Genomic DNA, 20,331 nt, shown 5'->3' on the forward strand with positions numbered 1-20,331 from the left:
GAGAAACAGGCGTTTCAGGTTCGGTGGGTGAGTCCGGACAGCGCCTGGTACATCGGCGCGTACAGCATCCGGACCAGGGCCGGGTCGGCGGGATCGTCGAACCACGCCGGGTCGGCGTGGTCGTCGAAGTAGGGGGCCAGGATCTTGTGCAGGTCGGCCAGCAGGCCGTCCCGCGCCGGCGCCGTGACGGTCTCGCCCGGACGCAGCGCGGCGGCCGTCCCGGGGGCGAACTTGGCGTCCACGAACACGACCCGGGCGGGCACGCCGCCCCGCACCAGCCGGCCGATGACCTGCCAGATGGTGACGAGCTGGTCCCAGGCGAACGAGCGCCGCTCCCAGTCCTCCAGGTGCGAGTAGATGTAACGGCGCGACAGCAGCCGCCGCCATTCCTTGCGCGCCTGGTGCCGGAACTCCAGCCCGGCCTGATCCAGGTCGCCGGCCTTGGCGACCAGTTCCCCGAAGGTCGCCGGACCGGTGCGGCCGTCGACGCGGCGCAGGTCGCGGATGAAACGGCTCACCCAGTCGTTGACGGCGAACACCGCCAGCGACAGGTCGTCGGGCCTGGGGTGGGGCCGGGCCAGGAACAGGGCGACGCCGAAGGCGGCGTTGCGCTGGGCGTTGAGGATGTTGTGGCCGCGTTCGATCGCCATCAGCGGCGCCACCAGCACCTCGGCGTCCTCGTCCTCGGCGAACATGGCCAGGTCGCCGCGGCGCACCGTCTCCGCCCGCTCCTCGGAGCCCGGGCCGGGCTCGGCGTCGTCGGCGATCAGCACCCGGACCCTGCCGTGCCGGCGTTCGATGCCGTGCAGCGTCTCGGCGACCACGTCCGCCTCCCGGTAGCTGCCCACCAGCAGCAGCGCCCGGCGGCGCCGCTCGTCCTCGATGCGGTTGAGCTCTTGGGCGAGCGGCCCCGCGCCGCCGCCCCGGCCCGGGCGGCCCAGCCGGGCGGCCATCTGCCGGGCGGCGGCGGGACGGTCCTTGGGCGGGACGCCCGACAGACTCATGGGCCGTCCGTCGTCGTCATAGAGAAAACGCGTCGTGAAGGTGGTGCGGCGGACGGCCTCCAGCGCCCGGCTGGCCAAGTCCATGAAGGCCGCCGGGCATCAAAGGTTCGAACGCGGCGACCTGCTCGCCCTGACCTACGACGACCCGGCGCAGGAGGCCCGTGCCATCGCCGACCGCATCCAGCAGCTCCAGGGCGTCCCGTTCCAGGATGCGCCGGACGCCCCCGAGCGCGGTCTCAGCTACGCCGACTGCGCGGTGCTCTTCCGGTCGGTGCGCCATGACGCCGGTCCGCTGGTCGAAGAGCTCCGCCGCCGCGGCATCCCCTACATCATCAAAGGGCTGGTGCGGCTCTTTGAGACCCCCGAGGTGCAGGCCGCCGTCGCCTGCTTCCGCTACGTCGCCGGTCTCATCGATGCCGAGGCGGTCAAGGACGCCTGGCGCGCCGCCGACGTCGGCTGTGACGAGCGCCTGGACCAGGGCATCGCCGTCCTGGACGAGGCGATCGCCTGGGACGAGTCACGGCCCTGGGACTCCATCACGCTGCAGGGGGTGTTCCTCGGCTTTCTGGAGGCCATCGGGCTGCGTGAGGAGAACGTCCCCTCCCACGGGGAGACGGACGGCGGCCGCCGCGGTGAACCGGTCTTCTGCAACCTCGGCCGCTTCTCCACCGCCATCGGCGACTACGAGGCCATCCACCTGACCGTCCACCCGAAGGAACGCTTCGAGAAGTTCGCCAAGTGGCTGCAATACCAGGCCCCCGGCTACTACGAGGAGTTCGACGGCGACAACGGCTACGCCCAGCCCGACGCGGTGGTGATCGCCACCGAGGAACTGGTGGACCGGCACCTGAACCTGCCGTTCGCCAACCCGGCCGCCAAGGCCCGGCTGCGGCCCGCCGCGATCGCCTCCGTTCGCCGCTACCTGCGGGAGAAGGGAGCGACCCTGCGCCAGACCATGTTCTCCGAGCAACCGGTCGAGATCCACCCCGCTCCCGGCGTCACCGTCACCGGCCGGGTCGACCTCATCAAGCGGCTGGACACCGAAGAGGTCTCGGTCGTGGACTTCAAATCCAGCGAACGCGCCCAGGCCGAAGACGTCTCCCTCGCCCAGCTCCACCTGTACGCCCTGGGCTATCGGGAGCTCACCGGCGCCGACGCCGATCTGGTGGAAGTCCACAACCTCGACGAGGAGGGCAGCTCACTGCGCGAGGAGGTCGACACAGGCTTGCTGAACGACCTGACCCGCCGCGTCACCGAGGTCGGCAGGTCCCTGCGCGACAACGACCTGCGTCGCCTCCCCCGCTGGTGCGCCACCTGCACCTCCTGCGACTTCGCCGGCATCTGCCGCGACGGAACGGACACCTCTGGGTGAGCGCCGTCTCACAACCCGCCGTAGGGTGCTCGGGGCGCTCGCCGCGCGCCCCGAGCACCCCGAGCGCACTGCGGAGACTAGTGATCACCGCGGCTGCCGGGCGCTCACCGCCGGGGCTCATTGTTCCTTGCGTCTGCTGCGTTTGTTTCGGATACTGCGAATAGATGCCTTTGGGGCGGTGAGGGGTGTGGCAGACGTGCAGGTCAGGCGGATAGAGCCAGGAGCGGTCGATACCCGGCAGGCTGCGCGGGCCGTGCAGAGGATCAAGGCGTACCTTCAGCGCAATCCTCACGAGCAGGCCATCAGGGTGCATGCTGAGATCGGTGAAGAAGAGGCCTTGGTCCTGCCACGGCAGGCGGTGAGCTTGTTCGCCTACATCCTGTCCCAGATCGCCGCCGGGCGCGGGGTGTCGGTCGTTCCTTCGGATGCCGAACTGACCACGCAGCAGGCGGCCGATCTGCTGAACGTCTCCCGCCCTTATCTGATCGGGTTGCTGGAGAGGGGAGAGATCCCCTTCAGACGGGTCGGCCGACACCGTCGCATCAGATGGGACGACTTGATGGACTATAAGCGGAAGAGCGAGGCGCAAAGCCGCACGGCTGCCGACGAACTCGCCCGGCTCGGTCAGGAGCTGGGCATCTGACGATGGCGTTCGTGGTGGTCTACGATGCCTGCGTTCTGTACGGCAACACGCAACGCGACCTGCTGATCCGCATTGCCCAGTCGGGGCTGGTCCAGGCCAAGTGGACGAACGCCATTCTCGATGAGCTGCAAAAGAACCTGACCGCCGGCCGTCCGGACATTCCTGTGGAGAAACTGATCAGGTTGCGCACCCTGATGAACCGGGCGGTCCCCGATGCCCTCGTCGAGGGTTACGAACCGCTCATCGAGGCGCTGAAACTCCCCGATCTCGAAGACCGGCATGTCCTGGCCGCCGCGATCAAGGCTCAGGCCCAGGTGATCGTCACCTCGAACCTTCGAGATTTCCCGGCCGACATGCTGGAACCCTGGAACGTGGAGGCCAAAAGCCCCGACGACTTCGTCCTCGATCAGATCGACTTCGACGACCGGGTCGTGTGGGCGTGCGTCCAGCAGATCGTCGACTCACGGAACAACCCGCCTGAAACGGTCGAGGATGTGCTGGACGCTCTCGAACGCGCCGGCCTGGTCGAGTCCGTCGCGGCCTTGCGGACACGAAGTCATCGGGGTTTTTCAACACGCGGCCTTTGAAGACCGGGACGGCGGCCTCGGCGGTGTTCAAGGCCATGGCCGTGCAGGTCACGGCACCGCTCTCGGCTGTGACATCCCCGTCCTGCCGTGCGGAACGACGTGCTGACGGGGCAGGATGAAGCCGATCGGCCTTGCCGGAGCGGCCGAGCGCCTTTGAGGTATCAGGCACTGACGGCCTGGCTTGCTCGCTCGACGTCTTTGGGACATACCTCGGTGAGCGGGCAGGAGGCGCAGTCGAGTGTACCGGGGCGGCACCATTGGCGTCCGAGGAGCCGGCTGGGCAGATCGAGGGCGCCGGGACGGTCGGGGTGCGGCTCCCAGGCTCTGGCGATCATATGGTCGCGGTCGTCACGGTCCGCCAGACGGGTGCGGAGGAAGACGCGGCGCAGGTGGATGTCGTAGGCGATTTCGCCCCCATCCAGGTCCCTGATGGGTACGCCACAGTCGCGCTCAAGGATCTCCACCGTCATCGCGGCCTTCTTCTGGCCGATGCCGGCAAACGCCTCGAAGTGTTTCTTCAGCTCCTTTGCCGGGGGTGATCGGACTAAATGGCTCCGGCATCACCACCGCACTCGGTCATCACCCGCTGGGCTACCGGAACCAGCCATCTGGGCATTTTTTCGATATGTCGATGCAGCTTAAGCGGCTGCGCGATGGCTTCTCGCACCCCCGCCTCGTCTTGGGCAATCCGTTCGGGATCGAAGTGGCCAAGGCGCCGGCTCAGCAGGAACGGCGCACGCCATGCCCGCTCCGCCGGAACTCCTTGGTCGAAAAGGACACCGGCCAGGAAGGCGAAGTCGTTCTCCAAAAGGAGTCTGTTCGCCTCGGGGTCGCTTGTGAACTCCACCGTCGTCCCCTGCCGAGCCGACTTGTGCCGCTCGCCGTACGCCAACAGCGCGGCGGCCGCGGCGGCGCGGAGTTCGTCCTCATCATGGAACCGTACGCCGGCCGGGGCGGGACCAGTGCCGGATATCGGCGGAAGCGCTCGTCACGCGATGGGGTGAGAACGCAGGCGACCCCAGGCCGCGGCACAAAGGAGCGCATGACGCACCCACCCGGCGACGTCGTCTTGCCGGAGCTTGACCGCCGGGCTCTGCGGAACGTACGGCGCTCGGATTTCGTCGGCCATGACCACCACGGGGAGCGGGAGATAATCCGGTGGAACGTCGGCACCCGGTCTCAGATGCCGCTTGGTCACCTTGATCAGGCTCAGCAGCGCCTCTGACCGTTCGAAATCGTCGGACTCGACGCCTTCGACCATGGGTTCATCGCGAATTCAAGTCACTGAGCGCACGCGCAGGCGACCATAAACATCCCTGCGGCCGATCCCATGACGGACCTTGATTTCTTGGCCGTCCACCGCCGCCACGGCGACCCAGCCTCGTTCGAACCGCTCGGTCTCCTCGAGCCAGGCCATGAGAAGGGGCCCGTGGCCTTCATTTCCAGAAGCTGGATCTCTGGGTTCAGCGGGGCTCCACGCCGTTCGTGCTAATAAAACAGCGTGATTTCTGTGAACGGCGATCGAGGATTCACCGATTTCCTCTGCTCTCGGCTGGGGACGCACTGGCGGGTCATGCGCGAACTCTTCTCAGCGGCGCGCCCGGCTGTGCGGCCGGGCGTGAGCCCAGCCGGTCTTCCTGGGCGTAGAGGTCAGGGCCTGCCTGCGGGAGGTTCGGCACCAGTCCTCATGCCTAGGGCGTGTCCGTCCTCGTAACACGAGAGGATGCCGTTGAGCGGTCTGGGGCAGGCAACTGGAAGGTCTCAATGCGCGTCGCCTACATCGTGATCTACACCGATGCTCTTGAGGAGTGCCGTGTGTTTTACGCCGGGCTCGGCATTCGCTTTCGCAAGGAGCGGCATGAAGACGGGCCGGTCCATCATGCCGCGGTCTTGGAAGACGGAGCCGTGATCGAGCTGTATCCGGCGGCCGGTAAGCCCCCTACGGGCCGGTTGAGACTGGGCTTCACTGTGCGGCGTTCGACCACGTCGTTGCCGCTGGGACCGGGGCGGCACGTCCTGCGCGACCCCGAGGGCCGCACCGTCGAACTGGAAGTGATCGAGTGATCGTCAGGGCCGGCGGTGTGACGCTCGTCGTCTTCTGCGCTGCCCGGATGACTTCTTCCCGACCGTGGGCCGGTGAGTCGGCACGGCGGATGGAACGGCTCGGCGCGCGGTAAGGGGGCGGGATGGACATGGTGTCGGCGGCCTTTCCGGCCTTGGAGTGAGGAGCGCCGGTCTTGCCGGGTGAGACCGGCTCCTGCCCACTGTCGCTGATCGCCGGTAGGAGCAGGAACTGAGGACCGTCCCAGCGGATTTGCAAGGACACGGACAGGAACTTTGGAAGATCGGCGGTGTCCGGGCACGGTGTCGGACTTCGAGGGACGGGCGGCCGGTAAAAGGCCCGCGGCCCGGCCATCCTCGAGGTGGCCGGGCCGCACACCCGGGTGAATGCAGAGCGGGCGACGGGAATCGAACCCGCGTCACCAGTTTGGAAGACTGGGGCTCTACCATTGAGCTACGCCCGCATGGTCGGCCGAGAGAGCCCGGGGGATCCGGATCTCGGTCACTGCGTAGCGTACCGGTTTTCCGGGGGTCTTCGCGCGCGGGATGGGGCGAGCCTTCGGGGTCGGCGGATCGGGATGGCGTGGGGGCGGATCCGCACTACACTTTCACAGGCTGCGGTTGCCGTCTCCGTTGGGGCATGCGGCCGCGGGCCGGGGTGTGGCGCAGCTTGGCTAGCGCGCGTGCTTTGGGTGCACGAGGCCGTGGGTTCGAATCCCGCCACCCCGACGCGAACTCGCAGGGCAGAGGCCTGATCGCCGAAGCGGTGGTCAGGCCTTCGCGCGTTTTCGGGGGCGGTGTCACCTGGTCGGCGCCGGCTTGGTCTCCCTGGGAACTTCGGGGCCGGTGCACATGGCGGGAGACGCCTGCGAGAAGGGGCGTCCGTCTCGGACGGCCGGAGGTGTTCTCCGTGGGGCCGTTCAGGAGCGGTCGGGGGCGTTGCAGGGGGAGGAGCGGGCGATGCGGATCATGGCGCGGTACAGGGCCTGGGGGTCTGGGGCGTCGGGGAGAGGGGGGAGTGGGGCGCCGGGGGTGGCGTAGGAGCGGAGCATGTGGCCTACCAGGCGGCGCCAGGCGTCGGGGGCGGCGTCGGCGGTGGCGGCGATGACGCCGGCGTTGGCCATCAACAGGATGGGCAGGTCGCGGTCGGTGAAGTCCTCGCGCAGGTGGCCGGTGGCCTTGGCGCGGGCGATGAGTTCGAGGAAGCCGCGGTAGGCGCGGTCGCGGCGGGACTCCAGGGCCTTGGCGGTGGGGAAGGTCATGGTGAGGACCTCGGCGAAGCCGCGGTCGGCGGCCTGCATGGCGCATACGGCGTAGACGTAGCGGACGAAGCCGTGCCAGGGGTCGGGGTCGGCCAGGGCCTCGGTGACGGCCGTGAGGTAGGCGTCCATGCGGTCGGCGAAGACCGCGGTGATGAGGTCTTCGCGGGTGGCGAAGCGCCGGGACAGGGTGGCCTTGCCCACGCCGGCCTCGCGGGCGATCGCCGCCATCGGCACGTCGAGCCCTTCGGCGGCGTACAGGCGGCGGGCGGCGGCCAGGATCCGGTCGCGGTTGCGTTCGGCGTCGGCCCGCAGCCCGCACCCGGAGCGCCTGCCGGTGTCCGGCTCGAGGACGTCGTCCCGGGGGACCTTCGCGGAGGCCATGAATTCATCCTAATTAAGTGGAACAACCTTCCCACTTGTCTGGTTACGCTGTACGGCACCCAAACGGGAAGGTCGTTCCACTTGTGCCGGGACGGTCCCCGCCGTGCCGCTGTTTTCCCTGGTTGGTGAGGACGAGGCGATGCGGTCGAGAGGCCGGAGCACGGGCCTGCCGGCGACCGCCCCAAGAGACCTCGCCGAGGACGAAGGACGTGCGCGATGAACGTTTTCCTGTGGATCCTGCAGGCGCTCCTGGCCGTGATGTTCGCCATGGCCGGGGTGATGAAGTCCACCCGGCCCAAGGACAGGCTCGCCCCCAAGCTGCCGTGGGTGGAGGACTTCCCCTCCGGGATGGTCAAGTTCATCGGCGTCGCCGAACTGGCCGCGGCCCTCGGCCTGATCCTGCCGGCGGCCACCGGCATCGCCCCCGTCTTGACCCCGCTGGCGGCGGCCGGCCTGGTCATCGTGATGATCGGCGCCATGATCACCCACGCTCGCCGCAAGGAGCCCCAGGCCATCGCCTTCAACGTCGTCCTGCTCATCCTCGCGGCCGTCGTCGCCTGGGGCCGCTTCGGTCCCTACTCCCTGTAGCGCCCGCCCCTGCACCGCAACCTTCGGGAAGCCCCCGGCTCTTGGGACCGTGCCGTCAAAGACCCGCACCGGATCCGCCCGCCGCGCGGCCGGGCAGGCTGAACATCGCCCGACGGGCACGGACTCAAGCGCCAGGGTTCAGCCGCCCCTGCACTTTCGAAGACTTCGGGGGCGGGCGCCGGAACCGCCGTTCGCATCGTGAACCGCGGGACGTCCGGCAAGCCCCGCCGCCCGCACCGGCCGCCACCGGCGGCCGGTCACCGAACGAGGAGGAAACCCCGTATGACCATCGCGATCATCGGCGCCACCGGACAGCTCGGCGGCCACACCGTCGATGCCCTGCTCGCCCGCGGCGTCCCCGCGGGCGACATCCTGGCCCTCGGCCGCAACACCGACCGCCTCGCCGCGCTCGCCGAACGCGGGCTGCGCACCGCCACCGTCGACGTGGACGACATCGACGGCACCGCCGCCACCCTCACCGGGGCCGACAAACTGCTCCTGATCTCCTTCGACAGCGTGGGCGCCCGCGTGGCCCAGCACGCGAACGCCATCGAGGCCGCCCGCCGGGCCGGCGTGAACCACCTGGTGTACACCTCGGTCCTGCACGCCCCGACCACGCGTCTTCGGCTCGCCGCCGACCACAAGGCCACCGAGGAACGCATCACCGCCTCCGGCATCCCCGCGACCTTCCTGCGCAACGGCTGGTACACCGAAAACCACCTGCCGGACTTCTCCGCGGCCCGCGAACGCGGCGTCATCGCCAACAGCGTCGGCCCCGGCCGCATCGCCACCGCCCCGCGCAAGGACTACGCCGAGGCCGCCGCCGTCGTCCTCACCACCCCCGGCCACGAGGGCAAGGCGTATGAGCTGTCCGGCGACGTCGCATGGAACTTCGCGGAGTTCGCCGCCACCGCCCAGGAGCTGCTCGGCACCCCGGTGCGCTACCAGGAACTCACCCCCGAGGCCGAACGCGAGCAGCTGCTCGCGGCCGGCCTCGACGAGGGCACCGCGGACTTCGTGGTCGGCCTCAACGCCGACCTGCGCGCGGGCGCCATCGCCGACACGCCCGGCGACCTGGCCCGCCTCATCGGCCGGCCCACCGAGCCGCTGGCCGAGACCATGAAGACCTGGCTTTGATCTCCCGGTGGTGAAGCCCCGTCCCCACCCGGACGCGGGCGTTCCGACCTCACCGGCGGCGGGCGGCGTGCGAAGACGGCGACACGGCGTTCGGACGGAGGCGACGGAAACACGGCGCCCGCCGCTCACCGGTGATGGGGTCAGCGTTCGGGAGCCCGGCAGGTGTCGGTGGTGGGTCCAGGGGCCAGGACGCTGAGCTCGACGCGGGACGCGGTGGTGATGCCGGGGATGAGGAAGGTGCGCGAGTTGGTCTCGTCCGGCAGCCGCTCTTGAAGCTGTTTGACCGGCTCGGTGCGTCCGTCCTGCAGCACGCTGATGACGAGCATGGCGGGCCCGGGGAAGCGCACCTTGACCTCCAGGCCCTTGGCCGTGGAGGTGTAGAAGGCGGTGGTGCACAGCGGCGTCCCGCCCTGGGGGTCGTCTTGTTTGGCCAGCAACCCGCCCTGCCCGCCGGCAGGCGGCGAGGCGGTGGGCGCCGATGCCGGCGGAGGCGAGGCGGCCGCCTTCGGCGAGTCCCCGCCGCAGCCCGCGGTCCCCAGCGCGAGCGCGGCGCAGCATGCGATCCCGGCGAGCCGGGCCCGCCTCGGTGGGATTCCGTCACGTGTCATGGTCGTCCTTCCCGGCCGTGAACGTCATTGCGTGGGACGGCCCGCACCGCCGCGCCGTCCGGACCCCGGGGGCGGCCCCGGGCCCGGACGGCGCGGCGGTAAGGGGGCGGGTCAGCGGCCGAAGATGCCGCCCGCCCGGCGGTCGGTGCCCTCCTCGGCGGCGCCGGCGCCGCGGATCTTCTGCGCGGCGAACTGGGCGGCCCGGCCGGCCTCGGAACGGTAGGCCAGGTGGGCCGCGATGTTGACGCCCGCGCCGCACACCGGGTCGCCCTGGTTGCAGATGTCGAGGGTGCGGTCGGCGAACTCACCGGTGTCCGGCTCGCCGGGGCCCAGCCGGGCCGGGTTGCCGAACAGCAGGACGGCCGCGATCTGCGGACGGACCTCGCGGGGCAGCTCGGTGGCGCCGCCCACGACGCCGGTGCCGATGGCGCCGTTCACCACGCTGGCGCCCTGGGAGTAGCCGACCAGGACGAACTTCTGGTTCGGGCATTCACGGGCCTGCTGGGTGACGTGCCGCACCAGGTCCTGCACGCCCTGCCGGGGCGAGGTGGGGCTGGCGTCGGCCGGGTAGTCCACCGGGTAGGAGGTCAGGTCCGTGCCGCGCAGCTCGCCCTGCAACGCCCGGAAGACCGGGTCGCCGACGATCACCCCCAGCCGCCCGGGTTCGAAGGTTCCCCGGGCGGCGACCATCTCCACCTCCGAGCACGCCGCGGCGGCCGGGGAGGTCGTCGCCAGGGCGACCAGGCCGCCGGCCGCCACCCCCGCGAGCGCGGTCACCCTGGCGATGAGACGGAAGGCGGCGGACGTGAAGGAACGCATGCGATTCACCTCTTGGCTGGATCGGACGGGCGCCGCCCCGCAGCGCACGGCGGACGAATCGCCGCGGGGGATGCGCCTTAGAACACATTGGCAAGAGATGGTGGGCGGGCCGCCGCGCGCCTCTCTACACGTCCGTCCGAGGAAAAATCCCGATAACAATGTGGCCGGCTGCGAAACCATGACGGGGGTGTTGTACGTATCACCCGGATCGGCTCGCCTTGCCGAGCCGGACGGCCATAGCCGGACCGCGAGGGGCGATGTGCGTGCGCACAACGACTCATGGGAGGCGGCATCGCGATTGCCCTTCCCGCCGCGGTCCGCACCCGGCAAGGCGCCCTTTGACGTCGGGTTTTGCGTCCCCGATGGACTCTGGCGTCAAAACCGTCCGCTGTTTTTGTCAGATGGGCCGGCATTTCCTCACCGGGACGCGGCGTACAAACGTCACGCCCGCACCCGTCCCCGAGGAGGAACTCATGCGGATCTTCCCCAGCCGTGCCAAGGCGGCCGGCCTGGCCTGCGCGGCGCTGGCCGCTGCCGGGGCCGTCGTCGCCGTCGCCCCACCCGCACAGGCGGCCTGCGCGGATGTGAGCATCATCTCCGCGCGCGGCACCGGTGAGCCCCAGGAGGGAAGCTGGCTGCTGCAGCCGATGGGGGAGCGGATCAGAACCGGGCTCACCGGGCTGAACACCACCTACACCGAGCTGCAGTACCCGGCCCGGCTCACTTTCGACACCAGCGCCACCGAGGGCGTGACCAACCTGGTGCGGCTGCTGAACACCTCCGCCCAGGAATGTCCGGACCAGCGTTACGTCCTGCTGGGCTACTCCCAGGGCGGCGGCGTGGTCGGCGACGCCCTGCTGCCGAACGGCCAGCGGATCTGGGGCAAGAACGCCCCGCAGGTCTCCTCGGCGGCCTCCTCACGGATCGCCGCGATCGTGATGTTCGGCGAGATGCGCTTCACCGCGAGCGACCCGTTCAACGTCGGCGACTTCGACCCGAACAAAGAGTCCATCCGGCCGCGTCCCCGGGGCGCGCTGAACGCCTACGCCGACCGGATCCGCAACTACTGCGTCGCCGACGACTTCGTCTGCCAGGACCCCGGCAGCACCCTCGCCCACCTGCGGTACTTCGTCAACGGCATGCCCCGTGACGGCGCGGACTTCGCCGTGTCGAAGGTCCGGGCCGCCCTGGGCCGGTGACCTGAGGAGAACCGGGCCTCCTCACCGCGTGCGTCCCAGAGCGACGGGGGCCTCAAGGCGCTCCGGCTCCCGCATCGGTCAAAAGGGTCGCCCTGCGGAAACGGCGTCCTCCCGGAACGCTCTTCGACGGCTTCCCCAGGACGCCGGACAGGCGACCCCTGGGCACGGCGACTTCCCCTCGGCCGTCAGCGCCGCTCGCCCCGGTCCCGCTCATGTGACGCAAGGCGTGCCCGTCCGTTCCCGCATCGGGCGGGCACGCCCGGCGGCGGTCAGCCGGGGAACCGTTTGCCGAGCGCTTGCGACAGGGCCTGATCCAAGCCCAGCCGTTCCCCGGCACGGTAGGACTTCTCAAAGGAAGCCTCGCCGAGCATCCGCCGGATCTGCTGGACGCCGCGGTCGCGGTACCGCACCAGGTGCGAAAACCCCCACAGCTGGGGAGCTCCGGCCGGACGCCAGGTGGTGTGGGCCGCCCCCAGCAGCAAAGCCGCGGTGTGCGGGTCGCCGCTTTGCGCCAGCACCCAGGCGAGGGTTTCGCTCACCGTGGCCATGCCCAGCAGGTCGCCGAGCTGCATCTTGAAGTCCAGGCTCTGCCGCAGCAGGGGGACGGCCTCCCGGGCGCGGCCCTCTTCGGTATAGGCGATGGCCAGCGTCCACAGCAGGTAGGAGCGGTGCCAGGTCTCGCCGCACTCTTCCGACAGCTCGATCGCCCGCCGGATGAAGTGCACCGCCTCCTCCCCGGCTCCCCGCACCGCCGCCGACAGCCCGATCTGGGCCAGCGCCTGCTGGGTGGTGAGCAGCCCGGGACGGTGCCCGCCGAAGCGCAGGGCCTCGTGCGAATGCCGCTCGGCCCGCTCGGTGTCGCCGCGGAACAGCGCCGACAGGCCGCGCTGCTGGTGGACGGCGGCCTGCAGCCCGGCCCACTCGGCGCCGCCGTCGCCGGCCCGGGAGGCGGCCGACTCCACGCGGTCCAAGAACGCGGCGCAGCCGCCGTGGTCGCCCTGCAGCAGCAACGCGAACGCCGCCGCCCACATCGCCCAGCACCAGGCGGTGGTCAGGTCGGGACGGGGCGGCTCGGGGAACCGTTCGCTCAGCCGGCGCATCCAGTGCACGCCCTCGCCCACGTTCCCGCAGGCGATCCAGTACAGCCACAATGCGCGGGCGCCCTCGAAAAGCAGCGGGGAGGGCTGCTCGTCGGCCAGCGCGTAGCGGAACGCCTGCCGCAGGTTGGCGTGCTCCTCCCGCAGCCGCAGCAGCCGCCGGCACTGCCGGGGCGAGGCGTACTCGTCCTCGGCCCGCCGGGCAAGGCCCAGGTAGTGCTCCAGGTGCCGGCGCCGGGCCTGCTCGTCCCGGCCGGAGGCGGCCAGGTGCTCCCGCCCGTACATGCGGACGGTCTCCAGCATGCGCAGCCGGGTCCGTCCCCGCACCTCGATCCGGGTCAGCAGCGACTTGTCCACCAGCCCGGCGATCGCCTCCAGGGCGGGCTGGGCGGCGGGCCGCTGGTCGGCGCACAGCGCCTCGGCGTCGGCCAGCGACACGGTGCCGGCGCACACCGACAGCCGCTCCCAGGCCGCCCGTTCCTCGGCCGAGCACAGTTCGTGGCTCCAGTCGAACACCGCCCGCAGCGTCCGGTGCCGCGGCGGCGCGGTGCGGTCGGCGCCCGCCGCGCCCAGCAGGGCGAACCGCTGGTCGAGCCGTTCGGCCAGCTCCTGGACGGTCAGCAGGCGCAGCCGGCGCGCGGCCAGCTCCAGCGCCAGCGGCAGGCCCTCCAGCATGCGGCACACCCGCACCACCGCCTCCCGGTTGGCGTCGGTGAGGCGGAAGTCCGGCACCGCCGCCTTGGCCCGGTCGACGAACAGTTCCACCGCCGCCGAGCAGCACTGCTCCGCCGAGCCGTCCCGGTGCGGCAGCGGCAGCGGATCGACCGCCAGCACCTGCTCGCCCGCCTCGTTCAGCGGCTGCCGGCTGGTGGCCAGCACGCGCAGCTGCGGCACGGCGTGCAGCAGGGCGCGCGTCAGCGCGGCGGTCGCCTCCAGCAGGTGCTCGCAGTTGTCGAGCACCAGCAGCGTCCGCCGCCCGCGCAGCGCCTCGGCCATGGCCTCCAGCGGGGTCCGCTCGGCCTCGGTCTGGACGCCGAGCGCGGTGGCCACGGCGCGGTCCACCATCGTCGGTTCGGTCAGCTCCGCCAGCTCCACCAGGTGGACGCCGCCGGGAAAGCGCACGGCGACGGCCTCGGCCAGGTGCAGCGCCAGCCGGGTCTTGCCGACCCCGCCGATCCCGGTCAAGGTCACCAGGCGGCTTTCCGACAGCAGCCGCAGCCCGGTGGCCAGTTCCGCTTCCCGTCCCACGAACCTGGTCAGCGTCGCCGGCAGCCTGCCGGGCGCGCCTGCGGCGAACCGGTCGGGGGAGCGGGCGCCCGGCTGGGCGGCGGCCGGCTCGCCGGACAGTGAGATCGCCTGCCAGCGCGCCGTCCAGATCGCCAGCAGGTCGTCGGTCTTCCATTCCCCCGCGGCGCTGTCGGCGCGGCGGGGGTGTTTGCGGGCGAAGGCGACGCAGGCCCGCACGAACATCTCGGTGACGTCCCAGGACGGCCGGGTGCGTCCGGAGGCGGCGTTGCGCAGCGAGGTCGCCGAGTACGGAGAGCCCAGCTGTTCGGTCTCCCGGGCCAGCGCCTCATAGCTCGGATCCCCCGCCTGATCCCGCAGCTCGCGCAGCCCTTGGGCGAACCTTCCCAGCGGGCTGTCGGGGTCGGGAACGGGGGAAGGCCGTCGCCCGGGACGCGCCACCCGCCCCATGCAGCCTCCGTCCCGAGGGTTCCCAGCAACAGGGCACTGATTTTAACGGCGCCTTAAGCGGTTCCTCTCTGAGAGGAGGGGGCGCGTCTTTTCCGCCTGCTATGTCTTATGTGTTCGAGAAGGGGGCGGTACGCCCGCGCCCCTGTAACGGGCGTACCGTAAACCGTGATTGCGGGGACTGTTTCGGGCCCCCGCGCCGGCCCGCCTCCCCCTCCTCAGGCGGGCCAGCGCAGGGAAGCACTGCACGTCCCGGTCCACTGCGGCGGCCAGCTCGGAGGAAGCTCCTGGTCGACCGTGGAGGTCGCGGCGGCCGAGTGATAAATCCCCGGCCCGGGCGGGGTGAAGGAGTAGGGGCCGCAGCTTCCCTCGTCCTCCTCCGATTTCAGCCTCATCCGGCATTTATGCAGGCTGGCCCGGTATTTGGTGTTCTTGTCGTTGGCGATCCACACCCAGACGGTGACCGGTCCCGGGGTGCCCTGCGGTTCCAGCGCCTTGACGTTCACGATCATGTCCAGCCCGCTCTTGGTGGCGCGGATGCACGGGCTGATGGCGACCTTGTCCTTTTCGACCGGCGCGTAGACGCGGCAGTTCGCCCAGGCGGGCGGGACGGGCTGCTGGGACGGGCCGGGCCGCTGCCGCGGCGCCCGGGAACGCTCCCCGCGCGGAGCCGCTGACGAGGGAGCGCCGGCCGGCGGGGATGCGGTGGAGGAGGGGTGATCGCCTGCCGGCTCCGCCGCCGCCGATCGCTGCGGCGCGGCCGTCCCGGCCGGGGAGAGCGCCGCGGCGACGGACGGCACCGCGGAGGCCACGGCCACCGAACGCGAGCCGGAGTCGGAGGAGGCCGCCCGCCACCACGTCGTGCCCGCCGCGCCGGTGGCGACCAGCAGCACCGGGACGCCCGCCAAGGCGACCGTCCGCCACCTGCGGCGCCGCACGGGGTGAGCGGGCCGCGCAGGCCCGGGGGGCGCGGCCGCGACGGCGGGCGGTTCTTCCGGCAGCGTCGACCTGTCGGCGATCATCGAGGCGACCGCCGGCGGCAGCCAGCCGGCGGTGATGGTCGCCCGTCCCCCGAGCCGCTGCAGCAGCTGCGGCACGCCGGGCCGGGCGGCCGGGTCCTTGGCCAGGCAGTCGGCGATCAGGCTCCGCAGCGGCGCGGGCACCCGCCTCAGATCGGGCTCCTGGTGCAGGATCTTGTGGACCACGGCCGCCAGGGAACCGGCGTCGAACGGGCCGTGCCCGCAGGCGGCGAAGGCCAGCACGCAGCCGAAGGAGAACACGTCACTGGCCGGCCCGGGCGGCTCGCCGCGGGTCTGCTCGGGCGAGGCATAGGCCGGGGTCCCCACGAAGGCGCCCGTCGCGGTCACCGTGGAGGCGTCCAGGGCGCGCACGATGCCGAAGTCGATGATCCGGGGGCCGTCGGGGGCCACGATCACGTTGCTGGGCTTGAGATCGCGGTGCACCAGCCCGCAGGCGTGCACCGCGGCCAGCCCCTCGGCCAGGCCCGCCCCCAGCCGCGTCAGCGCGTTCAGCGGCAGCCCGCCGTGCTCGGCCACGATCTCCTGCAGCGACAGGCCCGGCACATAGGCGGTGACCAGCCAGGGCGGGTCGGCGGCCGGATCGGCGTCGACGACCTGGGCGGTGTAGAACCCGCCGACCCGCCGCGCGGCCTCCACCTCGCGGGCGAACCGGGCGCGGAAGTTCGGCTTGGCGGCGACGGCCGGGTGGATGACCTTCACCGCGACCGGGCGGCCTCCCGGCGAGCGTCCCAGATAGACCTGGCCCATGGCGCCGCTGCCCAGGCGCGCCGAGAGCCGGTACGGGCCGATCTGCCGCGGGTCGGTGGGCTGGAGGGGTTCCATTGACGTGTCGGTTCCTGTTCGGCTCGGCCACGGGCGGCGGATCCGGCGGCGCGCCCTCCGGGCCCGCCGCCTTCGTTCGTTTGAACGACCTGCATGTCAAGCTTGGTCGGTCCCGCTGTCAGGAACCGGCTTCGCCGCGATCTCTCCGGTAAGGCTGCGCAATCACCGCGCAATTACGGAAAGCCCGGCCCTGCAGGACGCCCGGAGCGGCCGCCGGTGCCCGTGGTGCACTATGGGCGGGTGAGCGGGAACGAAGGGCGCTGGGAGTTCTGGATCGACCGCGGAGGCACCTTCACCGACGTGGTCGGACGGCGACCGGACGGGGAGCTGGTCGCCTGCAAGCTGCTGTCGGAGAACCCGGGCCGCTACCGGGACGCGGCGGTGGCCGGCATCCGCCGGCTGCTGGGCGTGCCGGAGGGCGAGCCGATCCCCGCCGACCGCATCGCCGCGGTCAAGATGGGGACCACGGTGGCCACCAACGCGCTGCTGGAACGCAAGGGCGAACCCACGGTGCTGGTGATCACCCGGGGTTTCCGGGACGCGCTGCGCATCGGCTACCAGAACCGGCCGCGCATCTTCGACCGCGCCATCACCGTGCCCGAGCTGCTGCACACCCGGGTGATCGAGGTCGATGAGCGGATCGGCGCGCACGGCGAAGTGATCGTCCCGCTGGACGAAGAAGAGGTCACCCGGCAGCTGCAGCGCGCCTACGACGACGGGCTGCGCTCGGTGGCGGTGGTGTGCATGCACGCCTACCGCTACCCCCGGCACGAGGCGCGGATCGGGGAGATCGCCCGCCGCATCGGCTTTCCTCAGGTGTCGGAGTCGCACAAGGTCAGCCCGCTGATGAAGCTGGTGTCCCGGGGCGACACCACCGTCGTGGACGCCTACCTGTCGCCCATCCTGCGCCGCTACGTCGACCAGGTCGCCGACGAGCTGGGCGCGCGGCGCCCCGGCCGCGGCGGCGAGGGCGTGCAGCTGATGTTCATGCAGTCCAACGGCGGGCTCACCGAGGCGCACAACTTCCGCGGCAAGGACGCCATCTTGTCCGGCCCGGCCGGCGGCGTGGTCGGCATGGCCCGCACCTCGGCGGCGGCCGGATTCCACAAGGTCATCGGCTTCGACATGGGCGGCACGTCCACCGACGTGTCGCACTTTGCGGGCGAGTTCGAACGCGAACTGGAGACGCAGGTGGCCGGGGTCCGCATGCGGGCCCCGATGATGAGCATCCACACCGTCGCCGCCGGCGGCGGGTCGATCCTGCACTTCGACGGCGACCGTTACCGGGTGGGCCCGGACTCGGCCGGCGCGGACCCGGGACCGGCCTGCTACCGGCGCGGCGGCCCGCTGACCGTCACCGACGCCAACGTCATGCTCGGCCGCATCCAGCCGGCCCACTTCCCGCACGTCTTCGGGGAGAGCGGCGACCAGCCGCTGGACGCCGAACGGGTCCGGGCGGGCTTCGCCGAGCTGGCCGAACGGATCGGCGATGGACGCACCCCCGAGCAGGTCGCCGCCGGGTTCCTGGAGATCGCCGTCGCCGGCATGGCCAACGCGATCAAGAAGATCTCCGTCCAGCGCGGCTACGACATCACCGAGTACGCGCTGACCACCTTCGGCGGCGCCGGCGGGCAGCACGCCTGCGCCGTGGCCGACGCCCTCGGCATGACCACCGTCCTCATCCACCCGCTGGCCGGCGTGCTGTCGGCCTACGGGATGGGACTGGCCGACGTCACCGCCATGCGCGAGACGGCGGTGGAGGCCCCGCTCGGCGCGGACGTGCGGGTGGACGGCGTGCCGCTGGCGGAGGTGTTCGCCCGCCTGGAGGCCGAGACCCGCGCCGAGCTGAAGTCCGAGGGCGTGCCGGACGAGCAGATCACCGTGGTGCGCCGCGCCCACCTGCGCTATGAGGGCACCGACACCGCCCTGCCGGTGCGGGCGCCGGCCGAGCTGGACGAGGCGGGCGCGGCCGCCATGACGGCCGAGTTCGAGGCGGCCTACCGGCGCCGTTTCGCGTTCTTGATGCCGGACCGGCCGATCGTGGTGGAGGCGGTGTCGGTGGAGGCCACCGGCGCCTCCGGGGTCACCGAACGGCCGCCGGCCGCCCGCCCCCGCCGGGAGGGGCCGGTGCCCGTCCGCGACCGCGTCCCCTTCTACACCGGCGGCGCCTGGCGGCAGGTCGACCTCTATCACCGGGCCGACCTGCAATGCGGCGACAGGATCGACGGCCCGGCGATCATCGTGGAGGACAACGCCACCACGGTGGTGGAACCCGGCTGGCAGGCCACCGTCAACGAACTGGGCCACCTTGTGCTGCGGCGCGTCAAAGCCCGTCCGGCGAGCCGGGCGGTGGGCACCGACGCCGACCCGGTCATGCTGGAGATCTTCAACAACCTGTTCATGTCGGTGGCCGAGCAGATGGGGGTGCGGCTGCAGTCCACCGCCCACTCGGTGAACATCAAAGAACGCCTGGACTTCTCCTGCGCGATCTTCGACCAGCACGGCAACCTCATCGCCAACGCCCCGCACATCCCCGTGCACCTGGGCTCGATGGGCGAGAGCATCAAAGAGCTGATCAAAGACCGCCCCGACATGCGTCCCGGGGACGTCTACGCCCTCAACGACCCCTACCACGGCGGCACGCACCTGCCCGACATCACCGTGGTCACCCCGGTCTTCGGCGAGGACGGCGCCGTCTTGTTCTACGTCGCCTCCCGCGGCCACCACGCCGAGATCGGCGGGATGACCCCCGGGTCGATGCCCGCCTTCAGCACCCGCGTGGAGGAAGAGGGCGTCCTGCTGCGCAGCCTGCTGCTGGTGCGGGACGGCCGCTTCCGCGAAAGGGAGATCCTGCAGGCGCTGACCTCCGCCCCCTACCCGTCGCGCAACCCCGCCCAGAACATCGCCGACCTGCGCGCCCAGATCGCCGCCAACGAAAAGGGCGTGCAAGAGCTGCGCGCGATGGTGGAGCACTTCGGCCTGGAGGTGGTCCACGCCTACATGGGGCATGTCCGCGCCAACGCCGAAGAGGCGGTGCGGCGCGTCATCTCCGCGCTGCGCGACGGCTCGTTCGACTACGAGATGGACAACGGCGCCCACATCCGCGTGGCCGTGCGCGTGGACCGCCGCACCCGCAGCGCCGAGATCGACTTCACCGGGACCTCGCCGCAGCTGGAGGGCAACTTCAACGCCCCCTCCTCGGTGGCGATGGCCGCCGTGCTGTATGTGTTCCGGACGCTGGTGGACGATGACATTCCGCTCAACTCCGGCTGCCTGGCCCCGCTCAAGGTGATCATCCCGCCCGGCACCATGCTCTCGCCGCGGTATCCGGCGGCGGTGGTGGCCGGGAACGTGGAGACCTCGCAGGCGGTGACCGGGGCGCTGTACGGGGCGCTGGGCGTGCAGGCCGAGGGGTCGGGCACGATGAACAACGTCACCTTCGGCAACGAACGCCACCAGTACTACGAGACGGTCGCCAGTGGTTCGGGGGCCGGGGACGGCTTCCACGGCACCGATGTGGTGCAGACCCACATGACCAACTCGCGGCTGACCGACCCGGAGGTGCTGGAGTGGCGTTTCCCGGTGCGGCTGGAGTCCTATGAGATCCGCCGCGGCAGCGGCGGGGCGGGCCGCTACCGGGGCGGCGACGGCGGCCGGCGCCGGATCCGCTTCCTGGAGCCGATGACGGTGACCGTGCTGAGCGGCCACCGGCGGGTCCCGCCCTACGGCATGGCGGGCGGCGCTCCGGGCGCCCTCGGCCGCCAGTGGGTGGAACGCGCCGACGGCACGGTCACCGAGCTGCGCGGCTGCGACAGCGTCGAGGTCGCCGCGGGCGAGGTGTTCGTGCTGGAGACCCCCGGCGGAGGCGGCTACGGCGCGCCCTGACCGTCCGCCCCGGAGGATTTCCCGGCACCGGGCGTGCGAGGGCCGTCCGTCTTTTGCGGGGTGACCGGGCGGAGGGCCCGGCGGGAGCCGGTGGCGGGCCCGGGCCGGGACGTTCAGTTCGGCACCGGATGCGC

At 71.4% G+C, this 20,331-nt stretch carries 17 protein-coding genes and 2 tRNA genes; 9 read left to right on the forward strand and 10 right to left on the reverse strand.

Features of this window, described 5'->3' with window-relative positions; genetic code table 11:
• Positions 1-14: 14 nt before the first annotated feature.
• Entirely contained in the window at positions 15-1,088 is a 1,074-nt protein-coding gene (locus BUE48_RS07395; protein ID WP_286989432.1) for a hypothetical protein, read from the reverse strand.
• On the opposite strand from BUE48_RS07395, the gene BUE48_RS07400 reads away from it, so the two are divergent.
• The 3 genes from BUE48_RS07400 (at position 1,039) to BUE48_RS07410 (ending at position 3,606) form a co-directional block, all read left to right on the forward strand.
• Complete coding sequence (locus BUE48_RS07400; protein ID WP_286989434.1) at positions 1,039-2,376, forward strand: RecB family exonuclease; 1,338 nt, start codon at positions 1,039-1,041, stop codon at positions 2,374-2,376. The two genes, BUE48_RS07395 and BUE48_RS07400, sit on opposite strands and share 50 nt — an antisense overlap.
• A 187-nt stretch (positions 2,377-2,563) precedes the next feature.
• Positions 2,564-3,019, forward strand: coding sequence for an excisionase family DNA-binding protein (locus BUE48_RS07405; RefSeq protein ID WP_012851865.1), 456 nt, complete (start codon positions 2,564-2,566; stop codon positions 3,017-3,019).
• A 2-nt stretch (positions 3,020-3,021) separates the two neighbouring features.
• On the forward strand, positions 3,022-3,606 hold the full coding sequence (locus BUE48_RS07410) for a PIN domain-containing protein (RefSeq protein WP_012851866.1): 585 nt from the start codon (positions 3,022-3,024) through the stop codon (positions 3,604-3,606).
• A gap of 161 nt (positions 3,607-3,767) precedes the next feature.
• Here the strand turns inward: BUE48_RS07410 and BUE48_RS07415 are convergent, their stop codons facing one another.
• The 3 genes from BUE48_RS07415 to BUE48_RS07425 all read right to left on the reverse strand — a co-directional run bounded on the left by BUE48_RS07415 (position 3,768) and on the right by BUE48_RS07425 (position 4,867).
• Positions 3,768-4,076 (reverse strand): hypothetical protein, encoded by a 309-nt coding sequence (locus BUE48_RS07415; RefSeq protein WP_286989438.1) that lies wholly within the window; start codon positions 4,074-4,076, stop codon positions 3,768-3,770.
• Between the two features lie 74 nt (positions 4,077-4,150).
• On the reverse strand, positions 4,151-4,453 hold the full coding sequence (locus BUE48_RS07420; protein WP_286989439.1) for a hypothetical protein: 303 nt from the start codon (positions 4,451-4,453) through the stop codon (positions 4,151-4,153).
• A 141-nt stretch (positions 4,454-4,594) separates the two neighbouring features.
• Positions 4,595-4,867, reverse strand: a complete 273-nt coding sequence (locus tag BUE48_RS07425) for a hypothetical protein (protein ID WP_286989441.1) — start codon at positions 4,865-4,867, stop codon at positions 4,595-4,597.
• A gap of 503 nt (positions 4,868-5,370) precedes the next feature.
• Here BUE48_RS07425 and BUE48_RS07430 point away from each other — a divergent pair.
• Positions 5,371-5,670: a VOC family protein gene (locus tag BUE48_RS07430; RefSeq protein ID WP_012851869.1), complete on the forward strand. Its 300-nt coding sequence runs from the start codon at positions 5,371-5,373 to the stop codon at positions 5,668-5,670.
• A gap of 390 nt (positions 5,671-6,060) precedes the next feature.
• Here BUE48_RS07430 and BUE48_RS07435 read toward each other — a convergent pair.
• Positions 6,061-6,131, reverse strand: a tRNA-Gly gene (locus tag BUE48_RS07435).
• A gap of 190 nt (positions 6,132-6,321) precedes the next feature.
• Between BUE48_RS07435 and BUE48_RS07440 the strand changes: the two genes are divergently transcribed.
• A tRNA-Pro gene (locus BUE48_RS07440) sits at positions 6,322-6,396 on the forward strand.
• Positions 6,397-6,587: 191 nt separating this feature from the next.
• On the opposite strand, the gene BUE48_RS07445 is transcribed toward BUE48_RS07440, so the two are convergent.
• Positions 6,588-7,310 carry a TetR/AcrR family transcriptional regulator gene (locus BUE48_RS07445; protein ID WP_012851870.1) on the reverse strand — a complete coding sequence of 241 codons (723 nt, stop codon included), beginning with the start codon at positions 7,308-7,310 and terminating at the stop codon, positions 6,588-6,590.
• Positions 7,311-7,526: 216 nt separating this feature from the next.
• Between BUE48_RS07445 and BUE48_RS07450 the strand changes: the two genes are divergently transcribed.
• Both BUE48_RS07450 and BUE48_RS07455 read left to right on the forward strand, forming a co-directional pair.
• Positions 7,527-7,898, forward strand: coding sequence for a DoxX family protein (locus BUE48_RS07450; RefSeq protein ID WP_012851871.1), 372 nt, complete (start codon positions 7,527-7,529; stop codon positions 7,896-7,898).
• Between the two features lie 282 nt (positions 7,899-8,180).
• Positions 8,181-9,035, forward strand: a complete 855-nt coding sequence (locus BUE48_RS07455) for an SDR family oxidoreductase (protein ID WP_012851872.1) — start codon at positions 8,181-8,183, stop codon at positions 9,033-9,035.
• Between the two features lie 140 nt (positions 9,036-9,175).
• On the opposite strand, the gene BUE48_RS07460 is transcribed toward BUE48_RS07455, so the two are convergent.
• Positions 9,176-9,643, reverse strand: a complete 468-nt coding sequence (locus BUE48_RS07460) for a hypothetical protein (protein WP_012851873.1) — start codon at positions 9,641-9,643, stop codon at positions 9,176-9,178.
• A 111-nt stretch (positions 9,644-9,754) separates the two neighbouring features.
• Positions 9,755-10,462: a cutinase family protein gene (locus BUE48_RS07465; RefSeq protein WP_286989446.1), complete on the reverse strand. Its 708-nt coding sequence runs from the start codon at positions 10,460-10,462 to the stop codon at positions 9,755-9,757.
• 473 nt (positions 10,463-10,935) lie between these two features.
• Here BUE48_RS07465 and BUE48_RS07470 point away from each other — a divergent pair, with 473 nt between their 5' ends.
• A complete protein-coding gene (locus BUE48_RS07470) occupies positions 10,936-11,661 on the forward strand; it encodes a cutinase family protein (RefSeq protein ID WP_286989447.1) in 726 nt (241 codons plus the stop codon).
• A gap of 269 nt (positions 11,662-11,930) precedes the next feature.
• Here the strand turns inward: BUE48_RS07470 and BUE48_RS07475 are convergent, their stop codons facing one another.
• Complete coding sequence (locus BUE48_RS07475) at positions 11,931-14,453, reverse strand: ATP-binding protein (RefSeq protein ID WP_286989448.1); 2,523 nt, start codon at positions 14,451-14,453, stop codon at positions 11,931-11,933.
• 215 nt (positions 14,454-14,668) lie between these two features.
• Complete coding sequence (locus BUE48_RS07480) at positions 14,669-16,312, reverse strand: serine/threonine-protein kinase (protein WP_286989449.1); 1,644 nt, start codon at positions 16,310-16,312, stop codon at positions 14,669-14,671.
• A gap of 240 nt (positions 16,313-16,552) precedes the next feature.
• Between BUE48_RS07480 and BUE48_RS07485 the strand changes: the two genes are divergently transcribed.
• Complete coding sequence (locus tag BUE48_RS07485) at positions 16,553-20,197, forward strand: hydantoinase B/oxoprolinase family protein (protein WP_286989451.1); 3,645 nt, start codon at positions 16,553-16,555, stop codon at positions 20,195-20,197.
• Positions 20,198-20,331: the final 134 nt, after the last annotated feature.

Source organism: Thermomonospora sp. CIF 1 (assembly GCF_001896795.1).
In the GTDB taxonomy this organism is placed as follows: domain Bacteria; phylum Actinomycetota; class Actinomycetes; order Streptosporangiales; family Streptosporangiaceae; genus Thermomonospora; species Thermomonospora curvata.

Coding starts and splice junctions, on each gene's coding strand:
- BUE48_RS07415 (WP_286989438.1), bottom strand. CDS start 4,076: ATGACGGTGGAGATCCTTGAGCGCGACTGTGGCGTACCCATCAGGGAC.
- BUE48_RS07425 (WP_286989441.1), bottom strand. CDS start 4,867: ATGGTCGAAGGCGTCGAGTCCGACGATTTCGAACGGTCAGAGGCGCTG.
- BUE48_RS07460 (WP_012851873.1), bottom strand. CDS start 9,643: ATGACACGTGACGGAATCCCACCGAGGCGGGCCCGGCTCGCCGGGATC.
- BUE48_RS07445 (WP_012851870.1), bottom strand. CDS start 7,310: ATGGCCTCCGCGAAGGTCCCCCGGGACGACGTCCTCGAGCCGGACACC.
- BUE48_RS07480 (WP_286989449.1), bottom strand. CDS start 16,312: ATGGAACCCCTCCAGCCCACCGACCCGCGGCAGATCGGCCCGTACCGG.
- BUE48_RS07430 (WP_012851869.1), top strand. CDS start 5,371: ATGCGCGTCGCCTACATCGTGATCTACACCGATGCTCTTGAGGAGTGC.
- BUE48_RS07475 (WP_286989448.1), bottom strand. CDS start 14,453: ATGGGGCGGGTGGCGCGTCCCGGGCGACGGCCTTCCCCCGTTCCCGAC.
- BUE48_RS07470 (WP_286989447.1), top strand. CDS start 10,936: ATGCGGATCTTCCCCAGCCGTGCCAAGGCGGCCGGCCTGGCCTGCGCG.
- BUE48_RS07410 (WP_012851866.1), top strand. CDS start 3,022: ATGGCGTTCGTGGTGGTCTACGATGCCTGCGTTCTGTACGGCAACACG.
- BUE48_RS07455 (WP_012851872.1), top strand. CDS start 8,181: ATGACCATCGCGATCATCGGCGCCACCGGACAGCTCGGCGGCCACACC.
- BUE48_RS07395 (WP_286989432.1), bottom strand. CDS start 1,088: ATGGACTTGGCCAGCCGGGCGCTGGAGGCCGTCCGCCGCACCACCTTC.
- BUE48_RS07450 (WP_012851871.1), top strand. CDS start 7,527: ATGAACGTTTTCCTGTGGATCCTGCAGGCGCTCCTGGCCGTGATGTTC.
- BUE48_RS07465 (WP_286989446.1), bottom strand. CDS start 10,462: ATGCGTTCCTTCACGTCCGCCGCCTTCCGTCTCATCGCCAGGGTGACC.